The 12,943-nt window shown below is 37.0% G+C and carries 11 protein-coding genes; 2 read left to right on the forward strand and 9 right to left on the reverse strand.

The window, feature by feature from the left end; genetic code table 11:
* Nucleotides 1-61: 61 nt before the first annotated feature.
* The 5 genes from dnaK to HCX62_RS05995 form a co-directional block, all read right to left on the reverse strand.
* Complete coding sequence (gene dnaK, locus HCX62_RS05975) at nt 62-1,903, reverse strand: molecular chaperone DnaK (protein WP_185637664.1); 1,842 nt, start codon at nt 1,901-1,903, stop codon at nt 62-64.
* A gap of 33 nt (nt 1,904-1,936) precedes the next feature.
* On the reverse strand, nt 1,937-2,512 hold the full coding sequence (grpE, locus tag HCX62_RS05980) for a nucleotide exchange factor GrpE (protein ID WP_185600060.1): 576 nt from the start codon (nt 2,510-2,512) through the stop codon (nt 1,937-1,939).
* 41 nt (nt 2,513-2,553) lie between these two features.
* Complete coding sequence (gene hrcA / locus HCX62_RS05985; protein WP_185391397.1) at nt 2,554-3,591, reverse strand: heat-inducible transcriptional repressor HrcA; 1,038 nt, start codon at nt 3,589-3,591, stop codon at nt 2,554-2,556.
* 146 nt (nt 3,592-3,737) lie between these two features.
* On the reverse strand, nt 3,738-4,895 hold the full coding sequence (gene hemW, locus HCX62_RS05990) for a radical SAM family heme chaperone HemW (RefSeq protein ID WP_185637666.1): 1,158 nt from the start codon (nt 4,893-4,895) through the stop codon (nt 3,738-3,740).
* A 61-nt stretch (nt 4,896-4,956) separates the two neighbouring features.
* Complete coding sequence (locus HCX62_RS05995) at nt 4,957-6,012, reverse strand: SDR family oxidoreductase (protein ID WP_185638040.1); 1,056 nt, start codon at nt 6,010-6,012, stop codon at nt 4,957-4,959.
* A gap of 112 nt (nt 6,013-6,124) precedes the next feature.
* On the opposite strand from HCX62_RS05995, the gene HCX62_RS06000 reads away from it, so the two are divergent.
* Nucleotides 6,125-6,562 (forward strand): MerR family transcriptional regulator, encoded by a 438-nt coding sequence (locus HCX62_RS06000; protein ID WP_185637668.1) that lies wholly within the window; start codon nt 6,125-6,127, stop codon nt 6,560-6,562.
* A gap of 40 nt (nt 6,563-6,602) precedes the next feature.
* Here the strand turns inward: HCX62_RS06000 and lepA are convergent, their stop codons facing one another.
* Entirely contained in the window at nt 6,603-8,429 is a 1,827-nt protein-coding gene (gene lepA / locus HCX62_RS06005) for a translation elongation factor 4 (protein ID WP_185637670.1), read from the reverse strand.
* A gap of 244 nt (nt 8,430-8,673) precedes the next feature.
* On the opposite strand from lepA, the gene rpsT reads away from it, so the two are divergent.
* Nucleotides 8,674-8,928 carry a 30S ribosomal protein S20 gene (rpsT, locus tag HCX62_RS06010; protein WP_003726526.1) on the forward strand — a complete coding sequence of 85 codons (255 nt, stop codon included), beginning with the start codon at nt 8,674-8,676 and terminating at the stop codon, nt 8,926-8,928.
* A gap of 85 nt (nt 8,929-9,013) precedes the next feature.
* Here the strand turns inward: rpsT and holA are convergent, their stop codons facing one another.
* The 3 genes from holA to HCX62_RS06025 form a co-directional block, all read right to left on the reverse strand.
* Entirely contained in the window at nt 9,014-10,045 is a 1,032-nt protein-coding gene (gene holA, locus HCX62_RS06015) for a DNA polymerase III subunit delta (protein WP_185637673.1), read from the reverse strand.
* Between the two features lie 67 nt (nt 10,046-10,112).
* Nucleotides 10,113-12,335, reverse strand: a complete 2,223-nt coding sequence (locus HCX62_RS06020; RefSeq protein ID WP_185638042.1) for a DNA internalization-related competence protein ComEC/Rec2 — start codon at nt 12,333-12,335, stop codon at nt 10,113-10,115.
* Between the two features lie 34 nt (nt 12,336-12,369).
* Nucleotides 12,370-12,930 carry a ComE operon protein 2 gene (locus HCX62_RS06025; RefSeq protein ID WP_185637675.1) on the reverse strand — a complete coding sequence of 187 codons (561 nt, stop codon included), beginning with the start codon at nt 12,928-12,930 and terminating at the stop codon, nt 12,370-12,372.
* Nucleotides 12,931-12,943 lie beyond the last annotated feature (13 nt).

The raw sequence follows: 12,943 nt of genomic DNA on the forward strand, positions 1-12,943 counted from the left end.
TTCAGATAAAAAGCCAAAGCCACAGTAGACTTTGACTCAATATCCTTACCTGTTAAAAAGATTATTTATTTTCTTTGTCGTCGTCATTTACTTCTTCAAATTCAGCGTCTACTACGTCGTCATTTTGAGGAGCTTCTTGACCTTCTGCGCCACCTGCTGCTTGTTGTTCTGCTGCAGCTTGTTCGTATAATTTAACAGATAGGTTTTGAACGATTTCGTTTAAGCTTTCTGTTTTTTCTTTAATTGCATCGAAATCTTCGCCTTTAAGCGCTTCTTGTAATTCGTCGCGAGCTGCTTCTGCTTTTTTCACTTCTTCTTCGTCCACTTTGCCTTCTAGTTCTTTCAATGTTTTATCAACAGTAAATACTAGTTGGTCAGCGTTGTTGCGAAGTTCTGCGTTTTCTTTGTTCTTTTTATCTTCTTCTGCATTTGCTTCTGCATCTTGAACCATTTTTTCGATTTCTTCGTCTGTTAAACCTGAAGAAGATTTAATAACGATGTTTTGTTCTTTACCAGTTCCAAGATCTTTCGCGCGAACTGTTACGATACCATTTTTGTCGATATCAAATGATACTTCGATTTGTGGAATACCGCGTGGTGCTGCTGGGATATCCGCTAATTGGAAACGACCTAATGTTTTGTTGTCTTTTGCCATTGGGCGCTCACCTTGAAGTACATGAATATCTACGGCTGGTTGATTGTCAGCTGCTGTAGAGAATGTTTGAGATTTAGATGTTGGAATTGTTGTGTTACGTTCGATAAGTGTAGTCATAACGCCACCCATTGTTTCAATACCAAGGGATAATGGAGTTACGTCAAGAAGTACAACGTCTTTTACATCACCAGTGATTACGCCACCTTGAATTGCAGCACCCATTGCTACAACTTCATCTGGGTTTACACCTTTATGAGGTTCTTTGCCTAATTCTTTTTTGATTGTTTCTTGAACTGCAGGAATACGAGTAGATCCACCAACTAAAATAACTTGGTCAATATCGCTTGCAGAAAGGTTTGCATCTTTTAATGCTTGACGAGTTGGCGCAATTGTACGTTCAACTAAGTCATGAGTTAATTCATCAAATTTAGCACGAGTAAGTGTTACTTCTAAGTGAAGTGGACCAGCTTCTCCGGCTGTGATAAATGGTAAAGAGATTTGTGTGCTTGTTACGCCAGAAAGATCTTTTTTCGCTTTTTCAGCTGCATCTTTCAAACGTTGAAGCGCCATTTTATCTTGGCTTAAATCAATACCGTTGTCTTTTTTGAATTCAGCTACTAGATAGTCAATGATTTTTTTGTCAAAGTCATCTCCACCTAGTTCGTTGTCGCCGGCAGTAGAATGTACTTCGAATACGCCATCGCCTAGTTCAAGGATAGATACGTCAAAAGTACCGCCACCAAGGTCAAATACTAAGATTGTTTGGTCTGTTTCTGTTTTATCCATACCGTAAGCAAGTGCTGCTGCTGTTGGTTCGTTAATAATACGTTCAACTTCAAGTCCAGCAATTTTACCAGCGTCTTTTGTTGCTTGACGTTGTGCATCGTTGAAATAAGCTGGAACTGTAATAACTGCTTTATCTACAGTTTCACCAAGGTAGTCTTCTGCATAGCTTTTTAGGTATTGCAAAATGATTGCACTGATTTCTTGTGGAGAGTAGTCTTTTCCTTCTACTGCTTCTTTGTAGTTAGTACCCATATGACGTTTAATAGAACTTACTGTGTTTGGGTTTGTGATAGCAGCACGTTTCGCTACTTCACCTACTTGGCGTTCGCCGTTTTTGAAACCAACTACGGAAGGTGTTGTACGTGCGCCTTCTGGGTTAGGGATGATTTTAGCTTCTCCGCCTTCTAATACTGCCACTGCAGAGTTTGTTGTTCCTAAGTCAATACCGATAATTTTGCTCATTGTTATTTCCTCCTGTTATTCAGTAATTATTTTTTATTGATTTACTTTTACCATTGATGGGCGTATAACCCGGTCTTTTAATTTATAACCTTTTTGAAGTTCGGCAGTGATTTCGTTGCTTTCTGCATTTTCGTCACTGTCTTGCATAACGGCTTGATGGAAATTCGGGTCGAATTGTTCGCCGACAGCCGGAATTACTTCAATGCCTTCTTTTTCAAAAGCAACAAGAATCTGGTTATATACCATTTCCATTCCTTTTAAAATTTGCTTCACTTCTTCTTGATCAGAACTCGTTGCAAGTGCTTTTTCAAAACTATCTAGTGCAGGAAGTAAATCTTGCGCTAGGCTTTGCGAACGATATTTCTGACTAGCATCACGGTCTGCGATATGTCGTTTTTTGACGTTTTCGAAGTCCGCTTGCATACGAAGATAGCGATTTTCCACTTCATCAAGTTTGTTTTCAAGTTCTAAAATCTTCGTTTGTTCTTCGGTTAAAGTATCAGCCGTAGCTTCTTCTTCAACGGTTTCTTCTGATTCATCTAAAATGTTTAATTCTTCTTGTTCGATTTCATCAGCAAGTCTTTCTTTTTTGTTCTTTTTCTCAGACACTTTAGCCACCTCCTGAAAAAACTTGTGCTTTTTCAGCCTTCCTAATTTTGGTTATCACGATAAAGTTTGGTTAACACATCGGTTAAATCTCGGCTCATTACATCAACAAGTCCCATCATTCTGCTATATTCCATTCTTGTTGGGCCTAGTAGCACGATACCGCCGACACGTTCGCCAGCAATATTATACGTAGCTGTAATGATACTACAATCTTCCATTAGACTATTATTGTTTTCTCGACCAATCTTAACTTGAAGGCCATCGGGAATATCCCTAAACAATTCATACACATCTTGTTCTTCTTCCATCAAATGAAGCATCTCACGGACTTTATTAATATCATGAAATTCTGGTTGGTTGAGGATATTCGTTTTTCCGCCAAAATACACTTTTTGTTGACTTGCTTGAGCAAAAGAATCGGAAAATACATGCATAAAGCTTTCATAGTTTCTGACATGCTTTCCAAGTAGTTCTTTTACTTCCATTGGTATTTGTACTTTTAAATCATCAAGCGAAAGTCCAATTAGCCGTTCATTTAAAATGTTGACCATTCGTTCGATATCGGAAAGCGTCGAGCCCTCAGGTATTGTCACAAGATGGTTATCAACATGCCCTTGATCGGTAATTAAAATGAGCATTGCTTGAAAATTATTAATTGGTACAAATCTAAAGCCACTTAAATGATTTTTCGTCGCTTCAGGACCAAGCAAGATGGACGTGTAATTGGTTAAATCGGATAACATTAATGCTGAATTTTGGATAAGTCCTTCCATTTCATAATAATTCTCTGAAAAGAAAGAACGAATCATTTGTCTGTCGGATTTATCGAGCTTTTTGGGCTGGAGTAAATAATCGACATAGAAGCGATATCCTTTTTCTGAGGGAACTCGTCCGGATGAAGAATGCGTCTTTTCAATAAAGCCGTATTCCTCCAGGACACCCATCTCATTACGGATAGTCGCTGAACTATAAGGCAAACCTTTTTCTTTCAGCAAATTCTTCGATCCAACCGGCTGAATAGTCCAAGTGAAATGATCGATGATGGCACGGAAAATCAAAAGTTGTCTTTCTGTTAACATAGCAATCACCTCTTTTAGCACTCCATAACGTCAAGTGCTAAATACAAGTATAAATTTACCAAACAATCCCACCTTAGTCAACCGAAAACACTCGATTTCAGACTAAAGTAGGATTATTTGGTCAAAAAAGGTCAAATGATGCGGTTTTAAAGAAATTCTTGGAAAACATTATTCCCTAAAAATCTTCCGCTTCTTGTAAGCGCCACATTTTCTTCGTTATTTTCAAGCCAGCCTTTAGCAGTTGTTTTTTGGATGGCATGGGCAAAAGTTGCATCTAAATCTTGGCCGAATTTTTGTTTGAAGTGGCTTTTATTTACACCGTCCACTTTTCGCAGGCCTAAAAACATTTCTTCTTCCATTTTTTCTTTTAGCGTAAGTTCTTTTTGTTGGAACGCTGGTAATTTATTTTCTTGTAAGGGTTCCATGTATTTTTTGATTGGTCCAAAATTGCTGTATCGTGTGTTGCCTACATAACCATGTGCTCCGGCGCCGAATCCGTAATAATGTTCGTTGCTCCAGTAAGTAATATTGTGTTTACTTTGGAAGCCTTCTTTGGCAAAATTACTAATTTCATATTGTTTGCGGCCGTGCTTTTCCATTTCGTTTAGCAATAAGTCATACATATTTGCTTCGGCGTCTTGGCCTGGAAGGAAGAGTTTTCCTTTTTGCATCAAATTGTAGAAAATCGTTTTTGGTTCGATGATTAGTGAGTATGCGGAATAATGCGGTAAATCAAGGTCGAGCGCTTGCTTCAATGTGTCTTTGAAGTCAGCTTCGGTTTGTCCCGGTAAGCTAAAAATCAAATCGATACTCACATTATCAAAGCCAATTTTGCGCATATTTTCAACAGATTGATAGACATCTTTCACAGTATGAATACGGCCGATTTTTTTGAGCAGTTCGTTGTTGAAACTTTGAACTCCCATACTAATGCGGTTAACGCCGTGATCTTGCATCGCTTGTAATTTGGATAGCGAAAGGTCCCCTGGGTTTGCTTCGAAGGAAAACTCGATCTCTTTTTTAAGCGGTAAAATTTCTTGGATTGCTGTGCAAAGTCTCGCAATTTGCGCTTCGTTTAAGGTTGTAGGTGTTCCGCCACCGACAAAAACTGTGTCAACTGGCGCGATTGGTCCTTTTGCAGCCGTTAGTTCCATTTCTTTTATAAGTAAATCTACGTATTCATCGACAGGTTGTCCTTCTAAGAATACTTTATTAAAATCGCAGTAATAACAAATGTGTTCGCAAAACGGAATATGAATGTATACCGCCGAACTTTCATTACTCGATTGGTTCGTATTTATCATTTTCATCAATTCCTTGCACTTAAAATTTGCTTCGTTGTCCACTAGTCAGTTTAACATATTTTCAAGTGCTTTTGTGGAGGATTCGCTTTTGATCTAGTAAATGATACTTCGCTAAACTATCAACCGCGGCTAGAACGGCTTCTTCTTTTGTGGAAATTGGTGCCCATCCTAAAATGTCTTTCGCTTTTGCGTTGCTTATTTGGCGATTCATATTAATCATTAACTCACCCTCTTTGGCATGCTTGTTAAATAAAGCGGCAACTTTAATGGCGGCATTAGGAAGTGTTTTACTTGGCATTTTGGAAACTAGCTCAGGGCGTTCTTGCCGTAGTAATGTAGCGATGTCCGCCATGCTAATCTCCCCGTCTGCTGATGCAATAAAACGCTCGCCGTTCGCTTCTGGCGTAATCATTGCGCGGATATGCAAGTCGGCAACATCACGTGCATCTACAACGTTTAACGGAATGTTTATAACGCGTTTCATCGAACCATTCAGCAGGCCTGTTAATAATTCAAAGCTTCCAGAAACGTGACTACTTTGCGATGGGCCAAAAATCGCGACAGGATTAATCGTTGCAAATTCTAGCTCTGTTTCATTTTCCATGAATTTCCATGCTTCTTTTTCTGCGATTAATTTGGACTTTTCATAGGCGGATAATCCTTTGACATTTTCATCTGTCCAATATTCTTCGGTTGTAATAGTATTTTTGTCCGCGTTGCTAAAACCGATTGCTCCGAAATTAGAGGTCATCACTACGCGTTTTACTTTGGCTTCTTTGGCCGCTTTTAAAATCCTTGTAATGCCTTCTATCGCAGGGCGAATTAATTCGTCTTCGTTTTTGAATTTACCAAAAAACACTGGTGAGGCAACGCTTAGTACATAGTCGCGATCTAGCATTGCTTCTTTCCATCCTGCATCTTTGGATAAATCTACTTCAGCAAAGGACAACTGCGTAAAATCTGCTATACCATTATTTTTCAGTACTTCTATTACTTTATCTTTACTTTTTAACGAGCGAACAGTCGTTTTGACATTGTAGCCTTTTTGCAATAATTGAAAGATAATATGCATTCCTAAAAATCCAGTCCCACCAGTTACTAAAACGTTATTTTTCATCATTTATTCCTCCGATAGTATTTAATTTTGCTTATTTATTTAATTAACTTTATACTTACTCTAAACCCTAGAGTATAGTGTAGGGCAAGTAATTTATTTATTGGAGGAAAAAATGACTTATACTATTAAAGAAGTAGCTGACATATTTCATTTGTCGATTTATACTTTACGTTATTATGATAAACAAGGATTATTGCCATTTGTTTCTAAAAATCAATCCGGATACCGCGAATTTACCGAATCAGATTTAAATTTAATTCATACTATTTGTTGTTTGAAAAATACGGGAATGCCATTAAAACAAATTCGCACCTATATTGATTATTGCATGGACGGCCCTGTTTCGATTGAAGCTCGAAAGCAATTACTTTTGGATCACCGTAAAGCTGTTTTAAAAAGTTTAGAAGATTTAACAGAAAATCTAAAAGAAGTAGATGTGAAAATTGCTAAGTATTCATCCCCAGATGCTGTAGAGATTATTACTGCTGAGCGAAATTATGTCAGTATGGAAAAGAAAAATCACGATTTAATTTATCCGTATCATATATAAAAAGGTTGTGCCGTGAACGTTCACGGCACAACCTTTTATATTATTTCGATTCATCCATTTTCAAGATGGCCATGAAGGCTTCTTGCGGAACTTCAACAGAACCGATTTGTTTCATTCGCTTTTTACCTTCTTTTTGTTTCTCTAGGAGTTTCCGTTTACGAGATACGTCCCCACCGTAACATTTAGCAAGTACGTTTTTACGTAAAGCTTTAATAGTAGAACGAGAAACAATTTTGGTAGCGATTGCTGCTTGAATTGGCACTTCAAATTGCTGTCTTGGAATAAGTTCTTTTAATTTTTCCACGATGATTTTTCCACGCTCGTAGGCAAAATCACGGTGAACGATAAAGCTTAATGCATCTACTTTTTCTGCATTTAAAAGAATATCCATTTTCACAAGTTTAGAAGCTTTATAGCCAATTAATTCATAATCAAACGACGCATAACCTTTTGTAGATGATTTTAATTGGTCGAAAAAGTCATAAACAATTTCGGATAAAGGAATTTCGTACACAATACTTACGCGGATATCATCTAAATACTCCATCGTAATGAAGTTTCCTCGTTTGTTTTGCGCAAGTTCCATTACTGCACCAACGTAATCATTTGGCACCATGACAGTTGCTTTTACATACGGCTCTTCCACGCTTTCAATCACACCAGGTTCTGGCATTTCAGCAGGATTATCAACGACGATATTAGAACCATCTGTTAAGTTTACGTGGTAGATAACACTTGGAGCGGTCGTAATTAAATCAATATTAAATTCACGTTCGATTCGCTCTTGAATGATTTCCATGTGTAGCAGTCCAAGAAAACCACAACGGAAACCGAATCCTAGCGCTTGAGAAGTCTCTGCTTCAAATTGAAGAGCAGAGTCATTTAGTTCTAGTTTTTCTAAAGCATCACGTAAATCATTGTATTTAGAGGAGTCAATTGGATATAAACCACAGTAAACCATTGGATTTAATTTGCGGTATCCTTCAAGTGCTTCTTCTGCTGGATTGTTCGCAAGTGTAATTGTATCACCCACTCGAGTGTCACCAACATTTTTGATTGCCGCTGTTAAGTAACCAACATCTCCGACAAGTAACTGGTCACGTGGTGTTGATTTTGGAGAAAAGACACCTACTTCGGTCACTTCAAATTCTTTGCCGTTTGACATCATTTTTATCCGGTCGCCGGCTTTCACAACCCCGTCCATGATTCGAATATTGGCAATAACCCCACGATATGCATCAAAAACAGAGTCAAAAATAAGTGCTTTTAGCGGTTTGTTTACATCCCCAGAAGGTTCTGGAACTTTTTCAACGATTTGTTCTAAAATGTCTTCAATGCCGATACCTGATTTCGCAGAAGCAAGTACAGCCTCCGAAGCATCTAAACCAATAACGTCTTCAATTTCTTCGCGGACTCTTTCTGGATCGGCCGCTGGTAAATCGATTTTATTAATGACAGGTAAAATTTCCAAATCATTATCTAGCGCTAAATAAACATTGGCAAGCGTTTGTGCTTCAATCCCCTGCGCAGCGTCTACTACTAGGATAGCTCCCTCACATGCAGCCAAACTTCTTGATACTTCATAGGTGAAATCGACATGCCCAGGCGTATCAATTAAATGGAAAATATAAGTTTCCCCATCTTTTGCTTTATATTTTAATTGTACAGCATTTAATTTTATGGTTATCCCGCGTTCACGTTCTAAATCCATCGAATCTAGTAGCTGATTTTTCATTTCACGATGCGTCAAAGCACCCGTTTGTTCTAAAATCCGATCAGCGAGTGTAGATTTACCATGATCTATGTGCGCGATAATCGAAAAGTTTCTAATTTTCTTTTGTCTTGCATTCATTTCTTCTTTGTTCATTTCCCCAGCTCCTGATTAGAACTCATCGCATAAATCCGATGGCAAGCTATCCTTGATTATATCAGTAGAACGCTTAACATTCAATGACTTCTTTATTAAATACAGATAAATTTAAAATAAAATAGAAAGTATTATTGCAATATGGCTGTGATTTCGGTATAATAGCATTTGTTCTGATATATTTTAAAAAGGTATGTTATATGAAATAAATACTACCTCATTAGTTTGGACGGAGGTGAATGGAATGCCAAATATTAAATCTGCAATTAAACGTGTAAAAACTGCTGAAACTCGCAACAGCCGTAATGCATCTCAACGTTCTGCAATGCGTACTGCTATCAAGAAATTTGATGAAGCAGCTGCAAACAACGCGGACAACGCGAAAGATCTTTACGTAGAAGCATCAAAAAAATTAGATAGCGCTGTGAGCAAAGGATTGATTCACAAAAACAATGCTGCTCGCAACAAATCTCGCTTAGCTGCTAAATTAGCTAAATAATACCGAGTTCGGTATAAAACATCACACCTTGTGTGGTGTTTTTTGTTTGTAAAAATAGCTTTGTCTCATAGGACAAAGCTATTTTTTATACCGTCTTTTGTCGATTATCTTGCAATTCGAACAAAAACCATTCTAACTTCTGTTCCTTATCGCCAAAACCAGTTTTCATTTCTAGATCTATTTCAGCTAATCGTTTTATAGCCTGATTCAATTGTAATTCTGAGAAATTCTTTGCTTGTTTAGATGCTAACTTCACACGAAATGGATGCACTTTTAATTTAGTTGCTGCTTGTTGCTGTGAATAGCCTTGTTGTTCTAGCAACTTCAATTGGTTAAGCAAACGGAATTGACTGGAAATTAACGCTAGTATCTTGATTGGTTCTTCTTTTTGTTTTAATAAATCATAATAAATTCGAAGCGCCCCACCAATATCCATCGCAATCATTTTATCAAGCAACAAGAAGATATTTTGCTCCAGTGACCGTACAACTAAAGATTCTACATCTTGAACCGTAATTTCTTTTGTATCAAAACAATATAGCATCAATTTTTGCAATTCATTCATCGCGGTCGTCAACTGACCACTAGTTAATTCCATAAGCCGAGTAATAGCCGCTTGTGACATTTGCATCTGGTTGTCGCTTATTTTTGCTTCAATCCATTTTTTTAGTTCATTTTCATTGGGACGTTTCGCCTCAATAACCGTAGCCGTCTTTTTGAGTAATTTCGTCAGTTTTTTGCGCTCATCTAGTTTTTCGACACGAGCAACAAAACATAATACTGAATAGTCGACTGGCTCATTGAGGTAGGTTTCTAATTTTGCAGTATCGTGTTCCACTTTGTTTTTACTTTTTTCAGTTGTTAAAAAAAGTGGATTATTTGCCATCACTAAGCGTTTATCACCAAAAAACGGCATGCTTTCTGCTTCTTGAATAACTGCTTCAATCGGCATTTCTTCTAAATCTAGATTGGCATAGTTAAATTCTACTTCTTCGCCATCTAAAATATTATCTATTAAAAGTTGTTTTGTTTCGTTAATAATATAATCTTCTGTCCCAATGATTAAATACACTGGTGTTATTTTTTTGGAGCGTATCTGTTTCCATTCTGGCAGCATCTATTTCGCCTCGCTTCACTCTTATTTCTCTTTCTATGGTAAAACATGAAATAAGAGATAGCAAGTTTTATTTCAAAGTTGCTTCAAAGCCTTTTCCAAATGTATAAATTATTTCGCCTTGTAAGTCTGTTCGCAAAATGGTTGTCTCTGCTCTTTCCAGAGTAACCAAAGTTTCTGCATGTGGATGACCAAAGCGATTTTCCAGACCACAAGAAATGATTGCAAAAGTCGGCTTTACTTTTTGAATAAATTCTTTAGACGTGGATGTTTTACTACCATGATGCCCTACTTTTAAAATATCTGCTTTAATTGGTTGGTTAAGAATCGCTTTTTCTCCGGCTTCCTCTAAATCCCCCGTAAAAAGCCATACTTTATTATCTAATATTGCTTTTAAGACAATGGAGTCATCATTGCCTCCTTCTCCTTTTTGAACCGGATATAAACATTCAAAACTGTTTTCGCCGACTTGCCACTTGGCTCCCGCTAAAATAATCGTTTGCTTTACTTGCGGCATTACAGCAAGGGCTTCCTTCATAATGGCCTTATTTTCAGCTCCTTGGGCAAAGATAAGCTCTTTGATTGAGATGTTTTTTTCTAAATCATCAAGTCCTTCCATATGATCTGCGTCACTATGCGTAATAATCACTTTATCTAAGCTACTAATTCCTTTTGATTTTAAAACAGGTGTGAGTGTGCTTCCGCCAATGGTAAAGGGATTTCTTTTTTTCGCCCAGTCTTCTTTCTCAAATGGAAGCTGCCCTCCTGTATCAATTAAATAATTGCCTTTGTTATAAGGTAATTGAATTAAAATGCTATCCCCTTGCCCAACATCAATAAAACTTACTTTTCCACTGAAATTAAAACTAGCAAGATAACAAAGTAGGCAAAAGCAAATAAAAATTCCGATTGAAAACTTCTTCTTTTGCCATTGATGAAAGAAGAATAAGATGGTTACTATAATTACTAGCAGGACTAAGGTGTTCGGTCGGCCAGTCACAATTGTTTGATGTGGTATCTTCGCAAAAATATTTGTAACACTTTCCACAAATTGTATGAAAAAAGTAAGCACGATTTCCAAAATATTAGTTAGCGTCGGGGAAAATAGAGATACTAAAAACACACTTATGCACCCGGGTAATATGATAATGGTAAAAATGGGTACATAAATCAAGTTAAAGAAAATCCCTACCCAAGAAAAAGAGTAAAAATGATACATCATAACAACAGATGACATCATCGTTGAAACGAAAGAAATAGCCAGCGATTTTGTAAACGCGTTCTGTTGTCTTGTTAATATTTGCCGCGAAGATAAAATAATACCAAATGAAACTGCGTAAGAAAGTTGGAAACCGACTTCATAGATGACATATGGTTGTAGTAGGAAAAATAAAATAAACGAGAGACAAATAACGGAAAATGAACTCCATTTAGAAGCATATTTTTCTGATAGCAAAAGTAAAGCTGTCATTGTTGCAGCACGAATAACCGGTGGATTTGCTCCTGTGAGGACAACGTAAAAAGGTAAAAAAATAAGCAAACAAATAATGGCTCGCTCACGGGTGATGCCTAATTTCAGTAACAGGAAATAGATTGCCCCGATTAGCAAGTTAACATGTAAACCTGAGATGGCTAGTAAGTGAACAACGCCCATCTGCTGATATGTTTCATACATTTCGGGAGAAAAACCGTTTTTTTCACCTGTAATTAAGGCGAGGAAATAAGGATTTATTTTTGGAGAAATAGTTTCGGTTAAATGCGTCATTGTTTGTAATCGCATGTTTTGAATTCGCATCAGTACAGACGGTGAAACTTTATCTGAAATCGAAAGTGCGTTTACTTGAAGGATATAATGTATATTTTTTCGTTTAAGAAAGGTTTGGTAATTAAATTGATTTTGATTCCGATTGACTTGTGGTTGTTCTAAAGCCGCTGAAACCGCAATGATTTGTCCGTATTGGAGTTTTTTTAGTTGGTGTTGTTCTTCTTCTGTTGTGATTTTATAGCGCAATTGAAATTTTTCTTTTTTACAACGCACGATGGCTTGAAAACTGTCACCATCAACCTTTAAATCGTTCGTTATTTGACAATTACCATCAAATTCGCTTGCTGTAAAAGAAGATGTATTCGATTTTTCTACTAAAAATAAAAAGCCATATGTTAGAAGATAGACGAGGATAAAAAGAAGGATAATTTTGGATTTTTTAATAATAGCAATTAAACTGAGCAAACAAATACATATGGGAACGAAAGAGCTTGTAACGGTCGCAAAAACAATAGCTAAAATAATAATAGCTAAATACCGCTCGATAACGTTCCCTCCCTATTTAGTTCAATTTTTCTGAGATGTTTTGGTACAGTTGCTCTGCTTTTTCTGGTTCGATATTTACTTCACTTGCAGCTTCTTTTACTAAAGTATGCATTTTATCGCCGTTCCAATTGTTTACTTGAAGAACAGATTCATCAAATTCTACTTTTTGTAATTCAACGCCTGCAATGTTAAATAATTCTAAAGCGTACGGATGATTTTTGTAGTCTTTAGCAAAATATACTTTCTTGATTCCTGCTTGAATAATAGATTTTGTACAAGCAAGACAAGGGAAATGTGTTACATATAATTCCGCTTTATCTGTAGTTGCACCAAATTTGGCACATTGTAAGATTGCGTTCATTTCTGCATGTATTGTACGAATACAATGGCCATCTACAACATAACAACCATGTTCTGCACAATGATCCCCACCAGCTATTGACCCATTATATCCGCCCGCAATAATACGTTTATCTCGAACTATTGTCGCACCTACCATTAGTCGTGTACACGTGCTCCTTGATGATATTAGATGACTTTGCGCCATAAAAAACTGATCCCATGCGATCCTTTGCACATTAAAAACTCCC

The organism is Listeria swaminathanii, from assembly GCF_014229645.1.
Taxonomy (GTDB): Bacteria; Bacillota; Bacilli; order Lactobacillales; family Listeriaceae; genus Listeria; species Listeria swaminathanii.